Raw genomic sequence first — 21,816 nt, forward strand, 5'->3', positions numbered from 1 at the left:
ATAAGACAGACTCAACGGATTTGATTAAAGAATAGCATATTTTCATAACATTGCCTTGGAGCATTCAGGTTGTAAGCACATTTGTAGTACAACCTGAATGCTTTTTTTGTGAATTTTTAAATTTAATCACCCCCTTTGTCTCTTAACTATCAGGTACTTATGCGCAATTTTATCAAATCCGTTTTCTTTGTCTTGCTATGTGGAGCGGCTACGACAAGCTGTGATAAGAAGGATGACGAAGTGGTTCCTAAGCCCAGTATGACCTATGATGGCAAAGAATTTGAGTTGTCAAAAGCCATTATGGTCGACTATGGTACTTTTCCACCCAATGAAGGGAATGGCCAGGAATTATTCCTTTCATCTTCCGGTGTAACAGTCAGGGAAACGGCTGGAAAGATCGATTCAATTTATGGCCGCGGGCATGGCATCTTTTTTCAGCTTTTCGGAGCCTCTTCCAATCAGCTTGGTGAAGGAGAATATACATTTGACTTCTCCCAGGGCCCATTTAAAGCAAAAAGCTTCTTTTATTCCTACGCTACTTTTGACAATGACTTCACAGATTGGGACGCTGATTTGCATGAAATGATAGCCGGTACTATCTCGGTCAAAAAGATCAATACAGAGTATTCAATCACCTTCGATTGCGTCGAAAACAGCGGCAAACACATCAAGGGCTTTTATAAGGGAGCGTTGAAGGTGTATGATGAGAAGTGATTTTTTTGAATGCTATTTTTTTTAACACATATGTGACCTTTTCCCTGAATGCACGTCAAAAGAAGAAATTCTTTACTGTAATTCGGAGAAATATGAATGAAGAAGTTCAAGGCCTACAATTGTTCGTCTCGGTAAAAAGACTGATTGAAGAAAGTAAATTGCAAATCGCCGTTTCGGTTAATGCCAGTATGAGTCTGCTATATTGGCAGATAGGAAAAGCAATTAACATTGAAGTATTACAAGATAAGCGTGCGGAATATGGAAAGCAGATTGTTGGTACGTTGTCGCTGCAGCTAGAAGTCCAGTACGGTGCCTCTTTTTCTGAGACGAATCTAAGAAGAATGGTGCAGTTTGCTACCTCCTTTCCTGAGGAGAAGATTGTCGTATCGCTGATACGACAATTGAGTTGGACTCATATTCTTGCAGTCATTCCTATGGAGGATCCCTTAAAAAGGGATTTTTACATTCAAATGTGTGTTCATGAAAGTTGGAGTGTGAAGACTTTTCGTGACCGAATCAAGTCAATGCTGTATGAGCGAACTGCGATTAGTAAGAAGCCTGAGGAAACCATTGTTAATGACCTTGCTCTACTAAAAACTGAGCAAAAGCTCAATCCAGATTTAGTTTTTCGGGATCCCTACTTCCTCGATTTTTTGGGATTGAAGGATATGTACTCAGAGAAAGATCTCGAAACTTCCATTATCGTGGAGTTGCAGCGATTCATTACCGAAATGGGCACCGACTTTGCCTTTATGGCTCGGCAAAAGCGCGTCACAATCGATAACCGCGATTACTACATTGATCTGCTTTTTTATCACCGTCGATTGAAGTGTCTTGTGGTGGTAGACCTAAAAATAGGAGAATTTGAAGCTGGATTTAAAGGTCAAATGGAATTGTATCTTCGGTTTTTGGAAAAATACGAACGAATTGAAGGAGAAAACCCTCCGATTGGCCTGATACTTTGCACTGGGAAAAGTCAGGAACACATTGAGTTGATGCAGCTGGATAAAAGTAATATCAGGGTGGCGGACTATCTGACCGCATTACCTTCACAGAAAGATTTACAGGAGAAACTTCATAAGGCGGTGGAGATAGCACGCCTTAAATTGGAACGCCAGGTTCCGTAAACAGAAACGACCCGCTACTTACTAAATAGCGGGCCGTTTCTGTTTTAAAAGTCACATTTACAGCAACTTGAATGCTTGTCGGCCTAGCATTACCCAGTTTCCTTTTACTTTTTGCATGACAATGAAAACGCCAAGTCTTACAGCAGCGGGGTCTTTGCCTTTGTTGTGCGTATCGCCCATTAGTTTGTGGCGTACCATTGCTACGTCACCCGAAACGGATATGGTCTGTTCGCTCAGATCGATCTTTGTGAACTTGGACTCTCCGCTGGTGAGGGCACGGATAAATTCTTTTTGATCTTCCAAAAGACCATTGGAATGCCCATAAGACAATGTCGGTGCGGTCAGTTTTAAAAGCTCCGCTTCATTGGCATCAATGATCGCGACGCGAAGTTTTTCCACCGTGGCTGCTACTGCCTTTTCATCGGCGCTTTGTGCAAAAGCCAGAACATTTCCCAGTAAAAGAAACGCGGCTAGCAAGAATGTCTTTTTCATGTTTTTTTAAGTTAAGATTTTTTCGTCAATGGTCGGCGGTCACGTTTAAAACATCATTGCAGGCCCTATGCCGACAGCTAGATCGCCGAAAGCCTAAATATCAACCCTCTCCATTTTTGGCGCGAAGAAATGCATGACACCCCAGGCAATGAGGTAGGCAAATCCGCAAATGATGAAAATGATGTTGTAACCGGCACCAATGTTACCCGCTGCTTTGTAATTGTCGAGGATAATCCCTACCAAAAGCGGGAAAAAGATGCCTCCTACTGATCCCGCCATGCCGCCAATGCCCACGACTGAGCTGACAGCCTTTTTTGGAAACATATCGGAGGCTGTGGTAAAGATGTTTGCGCTCCACGCCTGGTGCGCTGCCGCCGCCAGACTGATCAGGATAACTGCCTGCCAGATATTGGTCGTGTACTGGGCGAGCATGATGGGTGTTACGAGAAATGCAAAAATGAGCATCGAGGTTTTCCTTGCCCGAAAAATAGGCCAGCCTTTTTTAATAAAATAGCCTGAAAGATAGCCGCCACCGATACTTCCGATCGTGGTAGCAGTGTAGACGATGACCAGCTCGGGACTGGGTTTCGAAAGATCGAGTTTGAAGGCTTCTGCGAAATAGGATGGAAGCCAGTAGAGGAAAAACCACCAGATCGGGTCGGTAAGCATTTTTCCGAATACAAATGCCCAGGTTTGTCTCACTTTGAATAGATCGAGCCATTTGACGGGAGATTCTTTGCTGGTATCTGGCTCATTATCACTGTGAATGTAATCGAACTCAGCCTGATTGACGCGCGCTTGTTTAGCGGGAACTTCATAATATCTGAACCAGAATATCAACCAAATAAAACCTAATGCACCGGTGATCAGGAATGCTTCCTGCCAGCCATACGAACCCAATATCCAGGGAACCATAATCGGTGCTACCACGGCACCAATGTTCGCACCGGAATTGAAAATACCTGTCGCCAATGCCCGCTCTTTTTTAGGGAACCATTCGGCCGTGGCTTTGATCGCTACCGGGAAATTACCAGCCTCGCCTAACCCCAATAGTGCCCGCATTAAACCAAAACTGATGGTACCACTTGCCAGGGCGTGCAGCATCGCCGCGATACTCCACACGACAACCGAAATCACATAACCTAACTTAGTCCCGATCTTATCAATAATAGCCCCAAAACCAATGAGCGAAATGGCATAGGCTGCCTGAAATGCCATCACAATGTGGCTGAAATCGGATTCCGTCCACCCAAAATCTGCTTCCAGGGAAGGTTTTAACAAACCCAGCACCTGGCGGTCGAGGTAATTGATGGTTGTCGCACAGAACAGCAAGGCCACAATACGCCAGCGGTATCCGCTCATTTTGTTTTCCATGTAAGGTTTTAAGGGTTATGTATAATTGAAACTGCTATGCTCCGGCGTACTCCACTTTTTCCAGAAATGATTTGAGTGTTTCCATTGCGCCATGCTGCTTAATGGATTCAAGATATGAGACGATATTTTGTGAAAGTACCTCTGCTTTGGCCAGATCTTTTCCCCATATGGATTGATCTTTTAGAATCGCTTTTACCGTTTCCGGCAATGTTGGGACCTGCCATTTTTGATAAAAATATGCCGCCTTTTGATCCTGGATCAGATAATGCGCACCATGAGCCAGCCCATAGTAATTATCACCATCCTTCCGAACTGCCTTCATGTAATAGATGTAAGCAGCAAATCCGAAAGCCATATAGTCGGGCACGGTTTCGCGAACCTTTTCGTAGTTCACGAACGTTGGCATGACCCTGGAAAGGATCTTGGCAGAATAATTCTGGGTAATGTTCAGCCATTTGTGCTGAATGTAAGGGTTTTGAAAACGCTCAATCACCTGACGGCTGAAATTCAGGGCAACTTCAGGATCGACCGGGTAGGGAATGGCCGGTGCGATTTCGGTTTCCATTAAATTGGCCAGATAGGTTGAAAAGAACGGATTTCCCATCGCTTCAACAACGGTTTTAAATCCGCACAAATGTGCCAGCCCACCACCAAGGGTATGTGCTCCATTGAGCAGACGTAATTTCAATTCCCGGTATAACTCAATGTCAGGTTCAATGATTAAACCGGCATCTACACCATAAAAAGGCAACTTTTTGCGGATAGTCTCGTCGCCTTCAATGGCCCATAAATGGTAATGTTCGGCGGTAATGAGCAGTTCGTCGCGGTATCCCAGTTCTGCTTCCAGGTCTTTGAGAACGGCTTCTTCAGGCTTACCGGGCACGATGCGGTCCACCAGTGAATTGCAGAAAAAGTTACTTTGTTCCAGCCAATCGATAAATGCAGCTTCCAGGCCATTTCTGTGGGCGAGTTCCAGCACGATCGATTCCAGCTTCTTACCATTATCAGTGATCAGTTCGGTGGGAATGATCACCACACCAAATTCTGGATTACCTCCAAAAGCTACGTATCTGGCATAGAGAAAAGCCAGCAATTTACCAGGAAATGAAACGGGAGGCCATTGATATATATCGTCCTGCACAAGCTGAATGCCGATTTCCGTCGTATTGGAAATGACGATGCTGACAGCGGAATTTTTAGCTAGATCCAGCACAAGCGACCATTGGGTCTTGGCCGATAAAACCCTGCTGATAGCCGAGGAAATAATGTTTTCTTCCTTACTTACGCCGTTTTCAATGCCACGGGTACAGATTGTGTACAAATTATCCTGCCGCTCAAAAGCTTTCAGGTCGCCATCGTCGGTTGACTTCACGACCACGATCCTGCCATTGAAAACACCCTGTCTGTTGGCTTTATCTATGAAATAATCAGCAAGTCCGCGCAGGAAAGCCCCGGTTCCGAATTGCAGGACTTTTTCGGGTAAATGAAAAATGGTATCGTCCGGAACAATAACCGACGACTGGCTCCTTAATTGACGAAGATTTTCTCGAAAAAGATTGCCCATAACGTTATGATTTTACTTTTTAACAACCTGTTTCAGTAGCCAACCGGCCAGATCTTTCCCTGCTTCAAAGTTTTCAAAGCTTGTATCAATCCTCCGGCCATCAACATATTCATTGTACAGCCATGGATCCCCCACAGCGAATACCAGCCCTTTTCCATATTTGGAAACACCCAAAATGACGTCACCTTCGTCAGTTAATACAGACTTAGCAGGAGGAGTCAGGATCAGCGGCGACAATTCTTTGATATAGATTTTATTGGCGGTTTTAAAAATCGATTTGTTATCTGCAGGTATCAATAATTTTCCTTGTTCAAACTGCGTCCCCTGAACCATATTCCGGTTTTTGTTGCTGAACTGAATGCCGAAAACCTTTGCCAGCTGATTAAAATGCGGGATTTCACAATTCGAAGTATCATTGGCCATCAGTACCAGCACACCGCCGGCTTTCACCCACTTTTCAATGGCGGCGATGTCATTCGAACCGATAAAGTTGGGGTTAGCCGTTTCTTTTTTGGTATCCGGGTCAACGATGATGTAAACGTCGATGCCTTTCAAACTGGCTGCGGTAGGAGCGGGGACAGAAACTGTTTTGGCCCCCAGCTCACGGATTGTGTTGCCCCATAGCCAGAAACCCGAATGCTGCCGATCTTCCCAGGTATAGTGAAATCGCTCATTTTCACCTGTCGCGCCTTTTCTGGACTCCTGATTGAAATGATAATCCAGCCCGACAGTCTTATTTTTTCCAACCGCAGTTTCATTCGCGATTTCCATTTCCACGCTGGCAAAAATGAATGGGCCAACACCTTTCAAATCATTTTTTCGGATCGGTTCGCTAAGATAATATTCATAGCTGCCGTCGCGGTACGGGGTTCCGCCCAAGCCGCCTACGCTCACCGTTTTGTTCAGGCTTAGCAAGCCATCGGCTTCTTTTTCTACGAAATTTTTGAGAATGCCCTGATACCCTTTTTTTGCATTTTCAGCAAAGGATTCGGGAATGTACCCAAGCCGCGAACCTTTGGCGAGCGCGTACACGAACATACATGAGGCTGATGCTTCAAAGTAATTGCCTTGCCGCGTTCCCTGATCGATCATCTGGTACCATACGCCAGATTCTTTGTCCTGGTATTTGGCCAAAACCGGTGCGAGTCTTTGCAGATATTGGATCAGATCGGCACGTTTTGGATGATCTTTGGGGAAGTAGTCCAGTACATCCACCAATGCAACGGCGTACCAGCCAATCGCCCTGGACCAGAAATTCGGCGATCTGCCGGTCTTGGGATCTGCCCATTTTTGCTCACGGCTTTCATCGTAAGCATGATATACCAGTCCTGTTTTTTCGTCAACTGCGTATTTTTCAATCAATGCAAACTGCTTTGCAATGTCTTCAAAATGATCGGGATGGTTGAATAACAAACTGTATTCCGCGGAAAACGGCTCACCCATAAACAGACCGTCGAGCCACATTTGGTTAGGATATCTTTTTTTATGCCAATAACCACCTTCCTTGGTCCGTGGTTGTTGTTCCAATTGCTTCCAAAGCAGGTCAGCGGCCTTTTTGTACTTTTCCTTATCCGGCTGAGACTGCTGGTATAATGTTAACAGTGCCCTGCCGGGAGGAATGTTGTCAATGTTGAATTCGTCGAATTTGTAGGTCCGGATACTGCCGTCGGCCCGCACATATTGATCAATGTCTTTGCGGATATATTCGAAATATTTCCCTTCACCAGTGCGGTACCATACTTTTTCAATGGCTTTGAGCATTAGTCCCTGCTCGTAATCCCACCGGGTAATGGTGTTTTTTCCAACCAGAATCGAATCCTTGTGTCTGGCAATAAAGGTATCGGCCATTTGACGGGAAAGCGGGACTTCCTGCGCAAATGCAGTAAAACCAGCTGTTATAGCTGCGAGGAAAAGTAAGGCCGGAAATCGTTGTAAAAGTTTATACATCAATATGTTGACAGTAGCTTTGGTTGATCACTTATTCACAAAATCTTCCCGCATTGGATTGAAAATATCAACCAGCGTACCCGGTTCGAGGCATAATGCACCGTGGATAGCATCTGGCGGAATGTAGTAGGCGTCCCCTTTTTTAAGTTTACCTTTTTGACCCGATATGGTTATCTCAAACTCACCACTTTCGACATAGCTCATTTGCGTATGAAAATGGCTGTGTAATGCACCAATTCCGCCCTTTTCAAAAGCTACCTTGACCATCATCAGGTTATCATCGTAAGCCATGATTTTTCTTTTCAACCCGCCACCCAAATCCTCCCAGGGAATGTCTGAATCTGAAATAAACTGTTTTCCTTTTATGCTTTCCATTTTAATTTATTTGAGATCCGCGATGGCAACCGCGTCCATATCCGTGTAATCTTTATTTTCTCCGGCCATGCCCCATATAAATGAATAGTTGGACGTTCCGCAGCCAGAATGCACCGACCAGGGTGGTGAGATAATCGCCTGTCTGTCAGCTACCCACAAATGCCTTGTTTCGGAAGGTTCTCCCATTAAATGCAAAATCCGCTGGTTTGCGGGCACATCGAAATAGCAGTATGCTTCCATTCTTCGGTCGTGAACATGCGAGGGCATGGTGTTCCATACGCTTCCTGTTTGCAATACCGTGAGCCCCATCACAAGCTGCGAACTCTGGATTGCGTCCAGGTGAATGTATTTGTAAATGGTCCGATGATTGGAAGTTTCCACGCTACCGATGGTAACTGGTGTCGCGTCTTCTTTGGTGAATGCCCGCGCAGGATACGAATGGTGTGCAGGCGAGGATAGCAAATAAAATACGGCAGGATTGGCAGGATCATTGCTTGATAATGTCACTTCCTGTGTTCCTTTTCCCACATAAACGCAACCTAGTTTGCTGATTTCGAAGACTTCGCCGTCCGCTGTTACTCTTCCGTCCCCGCCAATGTTAATGATCCCTATCTCACGTCTTTCCAGGAAATACTTTGCTTTTAAAGCGTCGTAGGTTTGCAGTGTAAGCGATGTCGTAGCTGGGATAGCCCCGCCGATCATCACGCGGTCGTAATGTGTATAAACAAAATTGATCTTATCGTTCTCGAAAATATCCGGTACTAAAAAATTCTCGCGCAAAGCCTCAGTATTCATTTGGGATACTTCTTTGCGACTACTTTCAAATCTGATTTGCATGGTTGGTGGGTTGTTTGAAATATTATCTTCCCATCCAGCCGCCATCGACGGTCAGTATGGTGCCATTTATGTAGCTGGATGCGTCGGATGCCAGAAATAAGGCTGGTCCCTTGAAGTCTTCCGGCATACCCCACCTGCCCGCAGGAATGCGGTCGAGAATGGATCTGCTTCTGACAGGGTCGTTTCTTAATGCTTCTGTGTTGTCGGTGTTAATGTAGCCCGGCGCGATTCCGTTGACATTCACGCCTTTGCCCGCCCATTCATTCGCCAGTGCTTTGATCAGCCCGCCGATAGCACTTTTGGAAGCAGTATATCCGGGGACATTGATGCCACCCTGGAAAGTGAGCAGGGAAGCTGTGAAGATGATCTTGCCATAACCGCGGGCCACCATTTCTTTTCCCAATTCCCGGGAAAGGATATACGGAGCGTCCAGATTGATACTCAAAACCTGGTCCCAGTATGCATCGGAATGTTCTGCGGCGGGCTGCCTCAGAATGATTCCGGCATTGTTGATCAGGATATCAATTTGTGAATGCTCGCTTTTTACCTTTTCAATGAATGCATAAAGGCTCTCCCTGTTTCCAAGATCGACCTGGTAAGGATAAAAATTACGGCCTGTTTGGTTAATGGACTGGTGAATTTCACTATCATTGAGGCTGAGGGAAGACGATACGCCAATGATATCGGCGCCGGCTTCTGCCAGTGCTTCCGCCATTGCTTTTCCTATTCCGCGATTACACCCCGTTATGAGCGCTTTTTTACCTTTGAGGTCAAATAAATTAACAATATTCATTAGGGGTTTCTAATTTGTCTTTTTCGGGGTATCCGATGTTTTTAGCGTCGCTCTAAAAGGGCGTATTCGCCAAACGAGTTTAGATTGAATAATTAGAAATATCAAATAATGAATTGTCTTTTTTTGTGCAATCGTTATCGGGAACGTTATCAGTTGAGACAAAGCAGAAAAAATGTTGTCTCGCTTTCGAAATTCTTCTGCATTTAATGCATTGACTTAGGTTTGAAAAAAGTATATTTAATCAAACATTAAATTGGAATAAACCCATTTTTCTTGGAAACAATTACCATAAAAGATATTGCCAAAGTACTGAACCTGTCGACATCGACGGTTTCGAGGGCTTTGCGCAATAGCTACGAAATTAATCCGGAGACCAAAAAACTGGTGATGGAGTATGCCGAGCGAATGAATTACCGGCCGAATCCCATCGCACTGAGTTTAAAAGACAGCAAAAGCAAGTCTATTGGGGTTATAATTCCTGAAATTGCCAATCACTTTTTCTCGCAGCTTATCAACGGGATTGAGTCCATTGCCTATAATCTTGGTTATCACGTCGTGATTTTTCAAAGCCACGAATCTTACGAACGTGAGGTCGCCAACACCAATTATCTGGTGTCCCGCAAAGTTGACGGTTTGCTGATATCGCTTTCCAGCCTGACTACTAATCTGAGGCATTTTCAGGAGTTGATGGAAAAAGGTCTCCCCATTGTTTTTTTGGACCGGGTACCTAAGGAAATTGAAACACATAAGGTAGTAGCGGATAATTTTGCAGGCAGCTACGAAGCCACGAAGCACCTCATTCTATCGGGTAGGAAGCGCATTGCCCATTTAACGAGTCCCATTTACCTGTCGATCACGACGGAACGGCTGGCTGGCTACAAGCAGGCTTTGGAGGATTATGGTATTCCTTTTGAAGAATCGTATGTCAAATATTGCCATCATGGCGGCAAGGTAGTGAGTGAAAATGAGGCTGCCGTACATGAAATGCTCGCGATGCCGGAGCCTCCCGACGCGATTTTCACGGCCAGCGATCGGCTTACCACCGGCTGCATGTCGGTTTTACAAAAGAGTAAAATCAAGATTCCTGACGAAATTGCGATCGTAGGTTTTACGAATATTAGTGTGGCCGAATTGTTTAACCCGCCATTGACCGCGGTTGTTCAACCTGCTATGGAAATGGGCCAACAGGCTGTGGAATTACTGATCCGACTGATCGAACACCCGCAGAAAACCGGGGACTACGAGATCAGATCATTGAAAACTTCATTGATTATCAGGGAATCATCTGGCGGTAAACCTGTTGAACAACAAGAAGCAATTTAAAATTAGCGCATGATAAGTCTGCCTATTGATGATGCCTTGTTCAACTACCGGGTTGCGGGTGTCGCTATCGTGAACGGGAAGGTACTTTTGCATAAAACGCCTTCGGATAACTTTTGGAGCCTGCCGGGTGGTCGCGCGGAGCTGTTTGAGTTTTCAAAAGATACATTGATCAGGGAAATGGAGGAGGAGACGGGGATGAATGTACAGGTCCGTGAAATGCTCTGGGTCTCCGAAAATTTCTTTCGCTATAACAACAAAAAGCATCACGAGATCGGGTTTTATTTCAAAATGACTATTCCTGATTTAACAAACCAGGACGATTTTCTGGGTACGGAAGGCCAGGAAGAGCTACTTTTTAAGTGGATTGACGTCAATGAACTTACTACCGTTTCGATATACCCTGAATTCCTGGCCGAAGAATTGGCCAGAAACCCATTGGAAACAAAGCATTTTGCATCGAACTTCCTGGATCTCGACGCATTCTAAGCTATTTGGTCATATAACGCCATGTAACGGTTCCGACGCTGTTAGGCATTCCGGTTTCTTCTTTTGAAATGCTCCCCTGCAACTGCCCATTTTTCTGACGCTCTACCTTGATTTGTCGCCAGGTAAAGTTTCCTTTTTCGTAGTCAAAAGTGGTACCGTCATCATCGTACAGCTTGTAACTTCCATTGCTTTCGCCGTAATGTCGAATTTCCAGATTGACTTTCTGTCCGGCTTTGGGGGCGTGGAGCATAGGAGGCATCATGGGTACAATACCGCCGTCCTTTACAAAAACAGGAATGATATCCAGGCCGGGCGAAACCGTGATCACTTCGCCGTCACCTGCCAGTTTTCCGGTGTAGAAATCGTACCATTTGCCTTTTGGAAGCACTACTTTTCGGGAAGTTTGCCCCGTGAAGAGTGGGGCTACCAGTAAATATTCGCCAGCCATATACTGGTCTTTTACTTCCTTCGTAACTGCTTCTTCGTAAGGGTTTTCCTGGTGATTGACACTCGTAATTTCCTTTTTGACCGAGTTTCCAAAACCCTCTTCCAGGCTCATTCCACGGAATGGCGGTGTACCTTCATAATGATACTTGGCGAATTCGGAGTACCAGTAGGGCATCATTTGCATGCGCAGCTCCGCTATCGCCTTGATTTGCGGCGCAACTTCGGGGAATGTCCACGGCTGCATGCTGCTCGACCACGCATTGATCATGGCCATAGGCGAAAAACAAACGGTCTGGAAACGTCTCAGCCATTCCTCGGCTGTTTTGGAAGCGCGTACCTCGGGAGTCCACAGTACACCGGCATAGCCGCTATTGATCAATGCGGTGATGAAATCTTCGTGACTGTAATTGTCATTATAAATCACATATGGAAATGAGGCACCTCCGGCATTGGAAGCGCGAACGAGCCCGTATGTGCGGGAATTATTTCTTCGAAACATTTCGTAACTGTGTTTCTGAACCAGTAATCCGTAAGTCTGACGGATTTGCTCGGAAGTATGTCCCGAAGGAAAAGTAGCGACATCGGGCCATAGGTAGGAATCGAAACCGTCTACTTCATCAATCTTATAACCGCCGATACCAATCTTAACGTGGTCTTTTTCAAACTGGTCAAAGAGTATTTTTCTTGCTTCGGGCATGGAAAGATCTGGTACCAGGCCGTTCCAAACGGTATGCGAACCGGTATAGGGTTGTATTTTGGAATATATACTGGCATCTGGTGAAACGTAAGGATTCGTCCAGAGATTGATTTTGACGCCCATTGCATCCATTTCTTTTACAAAACCGGCTGGATTAGGGAAACGGGATTTGTCCCATTCGAATGTGCAGGGATAAGATTTGCTTTGCCAGCCAGGTTCGAGGCCGATAAAATCCAGCGGAAAACCTTTTTCTTCGAACGCCTTCGCTTCCTGCTTAACCTGCTCGGAAGTGTACAGACGATGTACCCGCTGCGTAAAACCCAGGCCCCAGCGTGGTGGCAAACATCCGCCACCGCTCAGTAGATTGAAACGTTGAATGGCATTCAGTGGCTTAGGCCCTGCAAAGACGTAGATTTCTATCCCTTCCGCGGGAATCAACATTTCTACTGCATCGGAATAGGGGTGGGCGTCCCAGTTTTTGTCCGTATTGCGGTCCATGACCTTGGGCGGGTTCTTACTGTCTTTGCGAACATTGGATCCAGCGTAAACGTCAATGTACTTAGCTGAGTTGACAAACACGCCATAGCCTAACGAAGACACATAAAAAGGTACCGGCGCGTGAGTGCGGCCATTGTCGGATTTGCCGTAATGGTCGGCATGTAGCTGCAATATTTTACCACGCTGATGTACGGTTTGAAAATTTAAGCCAAAACCAAAAAGTTGCTCATTGGCTTGTAGCGGTAAACGCAAGTAGGTTTTACCGTGATTAAACTGGACAGTAATGTCGGCTTTGTTCAAAGGAAAATCTTCCTTTGCAAGCGTCTTCAAGGTAGGGGACGGGCTCGTATCAGCTGCTTTTAGTAAGTCATAGTCGTCAGGCTTGCCTACCAGGCCCTTCCAAACGCCGGGATATATCTCCTGCCATTGAATGGTTTGTGCAAAAAGGCAGGGCGTAATGATACTCAAAAACAAGGTTAGCAGCAGTGGGCGAATGGTATGCATGGAGTTCAGGCTTGGGCTTTGATTAAATCTATAAGTGTGTATTGAGATTTTATACTAAAATATTTTACAAAAAATAAGTCTATTAAATTTGTAGGATATATAGATTAATAATAACTTTGAAATCAGAAGCTCAATTAATACACAGCCCCTGACAATTATGTATTACGAAATTGAAGATGAACTGGGTAATGTTGCTACCCTTCAGATAAAACACCGCGTGACCGAAGAGCCGGTAGAGCCATTGAAAAATGGTGATCTTGCCCCGCTCTTTTATCTTAAAAATGAAGAAGGATTTCCTGTTACTTCGTTGACAGGTTTCTCGTTAGCCAATGATTCAAGGTCGATCCTTGATCTGGTTCAGTTTAAGCCGCTTGTGTTGAGTTTCTATTGTAATTGCTGGGGAAGTTACGCACCGAAACATTTGGCGATGATCCAGAAACTAGCACCTAAAGTGGAAGCTTTTGGCGGGCAGCTATTGATATTGACCAATGAAACGCAGAAGGAGATTGAGCGGATATCAAAGAAACTGGAAACGGAATTGCCTATTTACCACGATAAAAATTACAATGTGGCACGTTCATATGGGGTGTATTCCGAAACATCGCCGATCTGGGACCGGATTGCGGGTATTTCAGAGGAGGTTTTCACTCCTTCGCTTTTTGTAATTGGTAAGGACCGCAGGGTAGCGTACTCATTTTTGGATGAAAATTTCGATAATACGCCGGACGTGAAATCGGTTTTAAGGGAGATTTACGAATGGAAAAGTAAGAAATAGCATTGTTTATTAGTACTAGCCCGCATCAGCCAGGCTGTCATCCATTATATTTGACAGAGCCTGCCCGATGTGGGTTTTTTGTTGAACCATGAATTTAAATTATTGATCTGATATGGTTTTGAAGGCCAAGATCCAGTCCAAACTTCCACGGGTTGGAACTACTATTTTTACCAGAATGTCGAGGCTCGCGGAGGAGCATCAGGCCATTAATCTCGCACAAGGTTTTCCGGAGTTTGATTGTTCGCCCGATTTGCAAAAACTGGTTGATCAATACATCAGACAGGGCAAAAACCAGTATGCGCCGATGGCTGGGGTAATGGTGCTTCGGGAGGCGATTTCGCAGAAAGTTTATGCACTGGGGTCCCGGGAATATCATCCGGAAACGGATGTAACTGTTACCAGCGGCGCTACGGAGGCATTGTATGTGGCGATCAGTACAGTAGTAAATCGGGGCGACGAGGTAATCGTTTTTGAACCTGCATACGACAGCTATGTGCCTGCCATTGAACTGAATGGGGGTGTGCCGGTATTTGTAACGCTTGATCCGCAATACGAATCCATTGACTGGGAGGATGTTCGTTCGAAAATAAGTCCGCAAACCAGGGCTATTATCATCAATACTCCTCATAATCCGACTGGTAAAGTGTGGGAACTCTCAGATTTGCAGCAACTTTCACAGATTGCAGAGGAACATGATCTGTGGGTGATCAGCGATGAGGTCTACGAGCATATTGTGTTTGACGGCCGCTCGCACATTTCAGCTGCGTCCATTCCATCACTTGCGGAACGTACGTTCTTGTGCGGGTCCTTCGGGAAGACTTTTCACACCACTGGCTGGAAGCTGGGTTACTGTCTCGCTCCGGCCGAGCTGACGGTGGAATTCAGGAAAATACATCAGTTTTTGGTGTTTAGCGTAGTTACACCATTTCAGTTTGCTGTGGCCGAGTACCTGGCTGAGCCGGCACATTACCTCGAACTTTCGACTTTTTATGAGCGTAAAAGGGATCTTTTTCTGGATGCGATCAAGGACATTGGATTTGTGATGAAACCTTCTGAGGGGAGTTTCTTCCAGAATGTGTCTTATGAAAATTTATCAGACGAAAAAGATCAGGTACTGGCTGAAAGGTTAACCGTTGAAGCAGGCGTAGCTTCGATTCCGGTATCTTCTTTTTATAACGAAATTACGGATTATAAGACCCTGCGATTCTGTTTTGCTAAGCATGATGAAACACTTTTGCGGGCAGCTGAGGCATTACACAGAGCAGGCTGGTAAAAATGATTGGGATTTTTTTAAACACGAAAAAAGTCGTACCTTAGTGTGACAAAATTCGGGTGAAGATGAAAAATATACAGTATAAAATGCCAGAGCAAAGCAATCCTCTACGAATTGCGGCTGAGCCGGAAGTAATGTATATGGCCCTGAAACGTATTGATCTTTTCCAGGTCAGCCAGTTTCATGAGCTATCTCAAAAATTACCGTTTACCCAGGTAGAGTGGGCGGAGATCCTGCACATCAGTGACAGGACTTTGCAGCGGTACCTCAAAGAAAATAAACCATTTGAAGGTCTGTACGCCGAGCATCTTCATCAGTTGGCTAATATGGCCGAGCTGGGACTTCTGGTTTTTGCAACGAGCAAAGCTTTGGAAGAATGGCTGCGCACACCCAGGGTTGTGCTGGGGCAGGTGCAGGATTTTTCTACTCTGAAATCTTTCTGGGGAGTAAAGCTGATCTGCAATGAGCTGGGGCGCATCGAACACGGGGTTTACATATGATCGTGTACCGGCTGGCGGCAAAGCAATACATCAATGATTTTACGGGAACAGGCGCAAAGCTGTTTGGCGGACGATGGAACCCGGTGGGGCATGGCTGCATTTATGCCAGCGAGCACATTTCATTGGCACTCCTGGAAAAATTTGTCCACGCCAATCATAAGGAAAATATGGAACGCATTGCATTGCTACGCATTGAGATTCCGGATGATCCTGACCTGATTTTTAATACGGATGAAAAGCTTTTGAAAAAATCGTGGGCTGATGACATTACCTATTCACAATGGCTTGGGGAACAAATCCTTGCTGACTTGTCTATGGTAGCTTTTACAGTACCTTCTGCCATTATTCCTTCCGAGAGAAATGTAATATTGAACCCGGCGTCGACGGCGTTCAAGCAAGTGAAGTTTCTGGCGCCGGTGGATTTTGTTACAGATTTTCGTTTGCTCAGTAAGTTGCTTTCCTAATTCAAGATCAATCAACTACTTCTTGAAAAGTAAGGCTCTGATGGGTTGGATCTTGGTGATAATGAGGGTTGGAATCAATAGTATTAGACCGGAAATAATCGCAGTAACAATGTTGACCATTACAAAAATGGGCCAGTCGAAAACAATGGGGACGGTATCCATGTAGTAATTGACCGGGTCGAGCGGAATGAGTTTGAACTGGTACTGCAGCCAGCAAATAGCTAATCCGCTTATATTACCGATCATCAGTCCCTGCCTGACCATATACAGTCCTACCCTCAGAAATACCATTCGGATTTGTTTGTTAGGACTTCCCAATGTTTTCAAAAGACCTATCAATGGTGTCCTTTCCATGATCATGACCAGCAGGATCGAGATCATATTGAAACATGCTACGAAGAGAATGAGCGTCAGAAATACAGCGGTGTTACGATCAAGGAGTATCAGCCAGTCGAAGATCTGTGGGAATGTGCTGGTCACTTTTTGCAAGTATACAGCCGGGGGAAGCACTCTTCTTAAATCACCCGCGACAGCATCCAGTTTCTGAAAATCTTTGAGATAGATCTCATAAGTGCCTACGGAATCCTTGCCCCACCCATTGAGCCGTTGAACGAGTGCAATATCTCCAATGATGAGGTTATTGTCGAACTCCTCCATTTGGGTATCATAAATGCCGCTAATCTTCAATTTTCGGGGTCGTGGAGGGTTTTGCAGCGAATACATGATTACGTCATCACCCGTTTTAAGCCGGAGTTGCGACGCAATTCTTTCACTGATCAGAATTTCCGATGAGTAGCCGTATTTGATGGAAGTAGAATCGGTGTGACCGATCAGTTTTCCTGATATTAAATTCTTTTTGAAACTATCCCAGTCATAATCCTTGCCCACGCCTTTCATGACCACACCTTTAATCTCATCGGGCGTTTTCAAAATACCTGATTTGTGTGCCACTGCTTGCCAGCGTTTGATCTCCGGCATATTAGGTAATGCTTCCGACACTGGATTATGAAGCGCGAGCGGGCCCTCTTCATACGTATTTCCCTGTGAAAACGCGCTGACATTAATGTGCGCCCCGAACAGGAAGATTTTTTCCTGAATGGTTTGCTTAAAACCCAGCAATACGGCAAATGCAATAATTCCGACCGCTACCCCTACCGCGATACTGGCGACACCTATCCTGGAAACTGTGGCTGAGAAGGAGCCGGCTTCGTTATGGCGTATCCGTTTGGCGATGAATGAGGGGAATTGCAAGAGGAATCTGTTGGTTAATTTTTATGTTGACAAAAATAGAGAAAAACTTTGCCCGTACGAAAAGGCAAATTTTATTAAGTTGCCGGTATATCCATCAAATCAGTTTCCATGCCATTGATCAAAGCAGCTTCCGGGGTAGTAAATCAGACGCCCATGTCCTGGGAAGCCAATACCAGAAATATCATTCACGCTATTGAGGAGGCCAAAAAGCATCAGGTAAGCCTGCTTTGTCTGCCGGAGCTGTGCATCACCGGATATGGTTGTGAGGATTACTTTTTTGCACCGGATATGGTGGAGCAAGCCCAGAAATGTTTGCTTGAAATTGTGCAAGAGACAGCTGGGATCATTGTCGCCGTGGGGTTGCCGGTTCGGCATAATGGTAGCATTTACAATGCAGCCTGCCTGATTTCTAATAAGCAGATCGCGGGTTTTTACTGCAAACAGAACCTGGCCAATAACGGCATACACTACGAAGCACGCTGGTTCCGTCCTTGGCAGCCAGGCGTGGTGGAAAGCATTGAGGTAAACCAAATGTTCTACCCGATCGGTGATATCGTTTTTGATGTTGCAAGCGGGCCTATTCAGGGCGGATCACATGGAGTGAAAATTGCTTTTGAGATCTGTGAAGATGGCTGGGTTTCCAACCGCCCTGCCCGCAGACACTATGAGCGGGGAGTGGACATTATCCTGAATCCCAGCGCAAGCCATTTTGCATTTAATAAATTTTTGACCCGTGAAAAACTAGTTGTTGATGCTTCCAGGGCATTTTCTTGCAGTTATATCTATACTAATTTACTAGGTAATGAAGCCGGTCGTGCGATTTACGACGGTGACGCGATGATTGCTTCCAATGGTGAATTGCTAGCGTCGAGCCCCCGGTTCAGCTATGAAAATTTTGTGATTACTACCGCGGTGATCGACACAGAAATTACCCGACTGAGTCAGGTGCAAAGTAAAATTGCAATGCCTACGAAGGAAAGGACCTGGCGCATTCCGGCACGGTTTGACTTTCCAGAGTTAGAGCCCGTATTGCCGCAGGTTCCTGAAATTGAGCCATTTGAGAAAGGTGGTGCATTGAAGGAAGAGGAATTTGCGAGAGCAGTATGTCTGGCGTTGTTTGATTATCTGCGAAAAAGCCGCTCTAATGGATTTACCATTTCACTTTCCGGCGGCGCCGATTCTTGTGCTTGTACTGCATTGTGTGGTTTAATGATCAGGCTGGCGGATGAGAGCATTGGCATGAAGCGTTTGAAAGAAAAGCTATCATATATTAAGGAAATTCAATCTGCGAAAACAGAGGAAGACCTTGCGCGGTCGTTGATTCACAACATTTACCAGGGTACAGAAAACAGTTCGACTGATACACTTGAATCTGCACAGTCGCTGGCGGAATCGATTGGTTCTACGTTTTATAATATCAATATCAATGGCCTTGTCGAAACTTACAAAGGATTGATAGAAGGGCAGATAGGCCGGAAATTGAGCTGGGAGCAGGACGACATTGCATTGCAAAATATTCAGGCGAGGGTGCGTGCCCCGGGAGTTTGGCTACTTACTAATTTATCCAATCACTTGCTTCTAGCTACATCCAATCGCTCGGAAGCGGCAGTAGGGTATGCAACGATGGACGGGGATACTTCTGGCAGCATTAGCCCTTTGGCTGGGATTGATAAGCATTACCTCCGGCAGTGGCTTCGCTGGCTTGAAACGGTAGGGTGTGAAGTGAAAGGGAAGCACATTAAAATTGAAGGGCTTAAAAAAGTAAACGGTTTGCAGCCTACTGCGGAATTACGTCCGCTGTCACAAACGCAAACCGATGAGGCCGATCTGATGCCTTACGAGTTTTTGAATGACCTGGAAAAGCTTGCTATCCGCGATAAAAAGTCGCCATTGGATTCTTACCGGAATTTGTATGTTCGTTACAAAGGTCTTTACAGTACTGAACAGTTGCTCGGCTGGACGGAGCGTTTCTTTAAACTTTGGAGCCGCAATCAATGGAAAAGAGAGCGGTATGCTCCATCTTTTCATCTCGATGATCACAATCTCGACCCAAGGTCCTGGTGCCGTTTCCCGATACTTTCAGGTGGCTTTGAGAAAGAACTGGCCGAGCTGAAAGAGTATGTAGGCGGCGCTGCGATTCAGAATGGCAGGAAGCGGATTGGGTTTTAATAAAATCCTTTTATCGAGTAATATGTTGGTATTCAATTTTGTAAATTTACTTGCTAACCAAAATAGTCAAGCATTATGGCAACACTGACCGTTGAAGTTGAGGATAGGGAATTGTCTTTTTTTTAAAATCTTCTTGATCGTTTTCCTTTTGTCAGGATAAAAGAAGAATTGGATGATGAAGATACCGATGAGCAGGTTATTGAAAATATTCGGAAGGGCGTTGAAGAGATGAAACTTGTGGAGGAAGGGGAACTTGGTAGCCGATCTGCAAGGGAATTTATAAAAAGCCTATGAGTTATAAAGCTCAGAACTGGAAAAGTTATTTTACCAGATTGATCAAGAAGATCCAGAGTCGTGAAATACTAACGAGTTATATTACAAATCCTGATCCCAGCTTGAAACCCCAGCCAAGTGTAGTCTTTCGTTAAAAGATTGGGTTCCTCGCCGACCCAGATGGGCTTGATGCCTTTTACCTTGGATCTGTTGATGAATCCTCTGTCTTCGCCGCAAAGGGCATTAAATGTCGGACCGGCAAAAAGGGCGAACTGATTCCCTATTTTTTTCTCGATGCCAATCGCGAACTTGAACATTCCGAGGTTAATGTCTTCAATCTTTTGGTTTTTTAGAACGACAACGCTGCCTGTCGCATCTGCATTCACCATCCAGCCCCTGCCTAATTTCTGCGCAGTACCAAAGCCATAACCAAGCGAAACCAATGGTTTTTCTGACAAGAAACCATTGAAACCCAAACTAAAAATATTGTAAAAGCTGCTAACCCCGGTTTTGAACGCGGTATTGAAATAATTGAATTCGTCTGACGAAAATTCATAGCGACGGTAACCATTGCTCTGAACAAAGCTGAATAATCCAAGCGGAGCACGCGCGGAGGAATCAGCATAGTTTACAAATCCGATTTGACGGCCTTTGCGAACCGTATGCGCATAGTTGTAACCCGCTGAAAACTGATGCCCTTCCAACACACCGACCACTACATTACCCACACCTGATACCTGAAATCCTTTGAAATTTTTGCCGGTATAATTGATGAAATTGGCACCTTGAAAACCGGTGAAGTTACCGAGCGTCAGGTTAAGAAAATTAGCATACTGGAACCCTGTGACGTCGTTTCCGACAATGTTGCCAATGCCAGCCAGTTGAAAACCCGTTACATTTCCCCTTACTACATTGAAAATACCTCCTACCTCCAACTTGTTCACTCCAAGCGAATATCCGGCGATCAGGTTGATCGAATAATCGTTTACTATGTTCCCGCTAAGCTGGTGATTAGTCCCTAAAAACGGTAAAATGGATGCTTGAAATGGTCGATGTAAAGAATCCTCAATGTTTCTGGTGTGAATGGCCTGGCTAGCGGATGCGAAGGCGTTTACAAATTTGCTTTGAACTCTCCGGTATGTGCTTCTAAACTTTTCGTATTCAATCGCTGCCCTATCAGGTCCCCGGTTCATGGCCACTTGGGGTCGTACTGTGTCTGCAAAAATGACTGGAGCTGATGTTACCTGGAACTGTGGAATTTCTACTTTGTGATGCAAAGAATCAACCCGCGCCTTGGTTTGGGGCGCTAGCTTTCCAGAAATAGGTTTTAATGTGTCTGGGGTAAGTGTTATCTGCAAGTAGGTATCCTGCCGGTTTGCGATCGCAATGGTCTTTCCAATGTAATCTTCTTTCCGCACTTCCAGGCGAATGGCCGCTGGTGCAGTTGGAAGCCGGATTTTGTAATAACCGTATCGGTTGCTGACGGCAGAAGCCAATGTGACAGACTCGTAAATACTCGCATTGGCTAGTTTACGACCGGTTTTGGTATCAATGATGTAGCCATTGAGATTGAAATTATCAGGCTTCTCGGGTTTTTCGTAATCGTTGTTTTTTTGCAGGATAATGTACTTGCGTCTCTCTTTGAAAGTGACCTTGTCTTTGAAGATCTCATTCAGTATTTCCCTTACGCTCAGGTTTATAGCCTGTATAGAAACTCTCGATTTTACATCAATCATATCAGGACTATAAGAGAAACTGAAATCGCCGAGATCGCCAATTTTTTGCAAAGTTTCGTCCAGTGGCTGATTCGTTACCCGGATTGAAATGCGTTTTTCCAACAAATCCTGCGCAGACACATTCAAATCTGCGAACAACAAAATCATGAAAAGACTGAATCCGAAAATGCTGGTTCTCAAACCAAATGGATGATATG

General features: G+C 45.1%; 19 protein-coding genes. 9 read left to right on the forward strand and 10 right to left on the reverse strand.

Annotated elements, in window-relative coordinates; genetic code table 11:
• The first annotated feature begins 159 nt into the window (after positions 1 to 159).
• A complete protein-coding gene (locus tag ABIO93_RS09475) occupies positions 160 to 714 on the forward strand; it encodes a hypothetical protein (protein ID WP_348066885.1) in 555 nt (184 codons plus the stop codon).
• Between the two features lie 92 nt (positions 715 to 806).
• The gene (locus tag ABIO93_RS09480; RefSeq protein WP_348066887.1) at positions 807 to 1,841 is read left to right on the forward strand and encodes a PDDEXK nuclease domain-containing protein; all 1,035 of its coding nucleotides are present in this window, start codon (positions 807 to 809) and stop codon (positions 1,839 to 1,841) included.
• Positions 1,842 to 1,898: 57 nt separating this feature from the next.
• Here ABIO93_RS09480 and ABIO93_RS09485 read toward each other — a convergent pair whose 3' ends face one another.
• The 7 genes from ABIO93_RS09485 to ABIO93_RS09515 form a co-directional block, all read right to left on the reverse strand.
• The gene (locus ABIO93_RS09485; protein ID WP_348066889.1) at positions 1,899 to 2,333 is read right to left on the reverse strand and encodes a nuclear transport factor 2 family protein; all 435 of its coding nucleotides are present in this window, start codon (positions 2,331 to 2,333) and stop codon (positions 1,899 to 1,901) included.
• A 93-nt stretch (positions 2,334 to 2,426) separates the two neighbouring features.
• Positions 2,427 to 3,707: an MFS transporter gene (locus ABIO93_RS09490; protein WP_348066891.1), complete on the reverse strand. Its 1,281-nt coding sequence runs from the start codon at positions 3,705 to 3,707 to the stop codon at positions 2,427 to 2,429.
• Between the two features lie 34 nt (positions 3,708 to 3,741).
• Positions 3,742 to 5,271, reverse strand: a complete 1,530-nt coding sequence (locus ABIO93_RS09495; protein ID WP_348066893.1) for a tagaturonate reductase — start codon at positions 5,269 to 5,271, stop codon at positions 3,742 to 3,744.
• A 12-nt stretch (positions 5,272 to 5,283) separates the two neighbouring features.
• Positions 5,284 to 7,119: a glycoside hydrolase family 88 protein gene (locus tag ABIO93_RS09500; protein WP_348067032.1), complete on the reverse strand. Its 1,836-nt coding sequence runs from the start codon at positions 7,117 to 7,119 to the stop codon at positions 5,284 to 5,286.
• A gap of 126 nt (positions 7,120 to 7,245) precedes the next feature.
• Positions 7,246 to 7,593 (reverse strand): cupin domain-containing protein, encoded by a 348-nt coding sequence (locus tag ABIO93_RS09505; protein WP_348066895.1) that lies wholly within the window; start codon positions 7,591 to 7,593, stop codon positions 7,246 to 7,248.
• A gap of 6 nt (positions 7,594 to 7,599) precedes the next feature.
• Entirely contained in the window at positions 7,600 to 8,430 is an 831-nt protein-coding gene (gene kduI, locus ABIO93_RS09510; RefSeq protein ID WP_348066897.1) for a 5-dehydro-4-deoxy-D-glucuronate isomerase, read from the reverse strand.
• Between the two features lie 22 nt (positions 8,431 to 8,452).
• Positions 8,453 to 9,223, reverse strand: a complete 771-nt coding sequence (locus ABIO93_RS09515; protein WP_348066899.1) for an SDR family oxidoreductase — start codon at positions 9,221 to 9,223, stop codon at positions 8,453 to 8,455.
• Positions 9,224 to 9,496: 273 nt separating this feature from the next.
• Between ABIO93_RS09515 and ABIO93_RS09520 the strand changes: the two genes are divergently transcribed.
• Entirely contained in the window at positions 9,497 to 10,546 is a 1,050-nt protein-coding gene (locus ABIO93_RS09520; RefSeq protein WP_348066901.1) for a LacI family DNA-binding transcriptional regulator, read from the forward strand.
• A 9-nt stretch (positions 10,547 to 10,555) separates the two neighbouring features.
• Positions 10,556 to 11,032: an NUDIX hydrolase gene (locus ABIO93_RS09525; RefSeq protein WP_348066903.1), complete on the forward strand. Its 477-nt coding sequence runs from the start codon at positions 10,556 to 10,558 to the stop codon at positions 11,030 to 11,032.
• Position 11,033: 1 nt separating this feature from the next.
• Here ABIO93_RS09525 and ABIO93_RS09530 read toward each other — a convergent pair whose 3' ends face one another.
• Positions 11,034 to 13,178: a TIM-barrel domain-containing protein gene (locus tag ABIO93_RS09530; RefSeq protein WP_348066905.1), complete on the reverse strand. Its 2,145-nt coding sequence runs from the start codon at positions 13,176 to 13,178 to the stop codon at positions 11,034 to 11,036.
• Positions 13,179 to 13,335: 157 nt separating this feature from the next.
• Here ABIO93_RS09530 and ABIO93_RS09535 point away from each other — a divergent pair, with 157 nt between their 5' ends.
• From ABIO93_RS09535 to ABIO93_RS09550, 4 genes are all read left to right on the forward strand, one after another.
• The gene (locus ABIO93_RS09535; protein WP_348066907.1) at positions 13,336 to 13,953 is read left to right on the forward strand and encodes a redoxin domain-containing protein; all 618 of its coding nucleotides are present in this window, start codon (positions 13,336 to 13,338) and stop codon (positions 13,951 to 13,953) included.
• 112 nt (positions 13,954 to 14,065) lie between these two features.
• Positions 14,066 to 15,226, forward strand: a complete 1,161-nt coding sequence (locus ABIO93_RS09540; RefSeq protein WP_348066909.1) for a methionine aminotransferase — start codon at positions 14,066 to 14,068, stop codon at positions 15,224 to 15,226.
• Between the two features lie 65 nt (positions 15,227 to 15,291).
• Entirely contained in the window at positions 15,292 to 15,726 is a 435-nt protein-coding gene (locus ABIO93_RS09545; protein ID WP_348066910.1) for an antitoxin Xre-like helix-turn-helix domain-containing protein, read from the forward strand.
• Positions 15,723 to 16,190, forward strand: a complete 468-nt coding sequence (locus ABIO93_RS09550; protein WP_348066911.1) for an RES family NAD+ phosphorylase — start codon at positions 15,723 to 15,725, stop codon at positions 16,188 to 16,190. Before ABIO93_RS09545 ends, ABIO93_RS09550 begins: the two co-directional genes overlap by 4 nt.
• Positions 16,191 to 16,205: 15 nt before the next feature.
• Here the strand turns inward: ABIO93_RS09550 and ABIO93_RS09555 are convergent, their stop codons facing one another.
• Entirely contained in the window at positions 16,206 to 17,441 is a 1,236-nt protein-coding gene (locus ABIO93_RS09555; RefSeq protein ID WP_348066912.1) for an FtsX-like permease family protein, read from the reverse strand.
• A gap of 108 nt (positions 17,442 to 17,549) precedes the next feature.
• Between ABIO93_RS09555 and nadE the strand changes: the two genes are divergently transcribed.
• On the forward strand, positions 17,550 to 19,610 hold the full coding sequence (gene nadE / locus ABIO93_RS09560) for an NAD(+) synthase (RefSeq protein ID WP_348066914.1): 2,061 nt from the start codon (positions 17,550 to 17,552) through the stop codon (positions 19,608 to 19,610).
• 362 nt (positions 19,611 to 19,972) lie between these two features.
• On the opposite strand, the gene ABIO93_RS09565 is transcribed toward nadE, so the two are convergent.
• Positions 19,973 to 21,766: a hypothetical protein gene (locus tag ABIO93_RS09565; RefSeq protein WP_348066916.1), complete on the reverse strand. Its 1,794-nt coding sequence runs from the start codon at positions 21,764 to 21,766 to the stop codon at positions 19,973 to 19,975.
• Positions 21,767 to 21,816: the final 50 nt, after the last annotated feature.

Origin of the sequence: Dyadobacter sp. (genome assembly GCF_039919315.1) — a bacterium.
Classification (GTDB): Bacteria; Bacteroidota; Bacteroidia; order Cytophagales; family Spirosomataceae; genus Dyadobacter.

Excerpts from the sequence above, each read along its gene's own strand:
- ABIO93_RS09535 (WP_348066907.1), top strand. The coding sequence starts at position 13,336 with ATGTATTACGAAATTGAAGATGAACTGGGTAATGTTGCTACCCTTCAG.
- ABIO93_RS09505 (WP_348066895.1), bottom strand. The coding sequence starts at position 7,593 with ATGGAAAGCATAAAAGGAAAACAGTTTATTTCAGATTCAGACATTCCC.
- ABIO93_RS09480 (WP_348066887.1), top strand. The coding sequence starts at position 807 with ATGAATGAAGAAGTTCAAGGCCTACAATTGTTCGTCTCGGTAAAAAGA.
- ABIO93_RS09490 (WP_348066891.1), bottom strand. The coding sequence starts at position 3,707 with ATGGAAAACAAAATGAGCGGATACCGCTGGCGTATTGTGGCCTTGCTG.
- ABIO93_RS09475 (WP_348066885.1), top strand. The coding sequence starts at position 160 with ATGCGCAATTTTATCAAATCCGTTTTCTTTGTCTTGCTATGTGGAGCG.
- ABIO93_RS09500 (WP_348067032.1), bottom strand. The coding sequence starts at position 7,119 with ATGGCCGATACCTTTATTGCCAGACACAAGGATTCGATTCTGGTTGGA.
- ABIO93_RS09565 (WP_348066916.1), bottom strand. The coding sequence starts at position 21,766 with ATGATTTTGTTGTTCGCAGATTTGAATGTGTCTGCGCAGGATTTGTTG.
- kduI (WP_348066897.1), bottom strand. The coding sequence starts at position 8,430 with ATGCAAATCAGATTTGAAAGTAGTCGCAAAGAAGTATCCCAAATGAAT.
- ABIO93_RS09515 (WP_348066899.1), bottom strand. The coding sequence starts at position 9,223 with ATGAATATTGTTAATTTATTTGACCTCAAAGGTAAAAAAGCGCTCATA.
- ABIO93_RS09540 (WP_348066909.1), top strand. The coding sequence starts at position 14,066 with ATGGTTTTGAAGGCCAAGATCCAGTCCAAACTTCCACGGGTTGGAACT.
- ABIO93_RS09485 (WP_348066889.1), bottom strand. The coding sequence starts at position 2,333 with ATGAAAAAGACATTCTTGCTAGCCGCGTTTCTTTTACTGGGAAATGTT.
- nadE (WP_348066914.1), top strand. The coding sequence starts at position 17,550 with ATGCCATTGATCAAAGCAGCTTCCGGGGTAGTAAATCAGACGCCCATG.
- ABIO93_RS09530 (WP_348066905.1), bottom strand. The coding sequence starts at position 13,178 with ATGCATACCATTCGCCCACTGCTGCTAACCTTGTTTTTGAGTATCATT.
- ABIO93_RS09550 (WP_348066911.1), top strand. The coding sequence starts at position 15,723 with ATGATCGTGTACCGGCTGGCGGCAAAGCAATACATCAATGATTTTACG.
- ABIO93_RS09495 (WP_348066893.1), bottom strand. The coding sequence starts at position 5,271 with ATGGGCAATCTTTTTCGAGAAAATCTTCGTCAATTAAGGAGCCAGTCG.
- ABIO93_RS09545 (WP_348066910.1), top strand. The coding sequence starts at position 15,292 with ATGAAAAATATACAGTATAAAATGCCAGAGCAAAGCAATCCTCTACGA.
- ABIO93_RS09525 (WP_348066903.1), top strand. The coding sequence starts at position 10,556 with ATGATAAGTCTGCCTATTGATGATGCCTTGTTCAACTACCGGGTTGCG.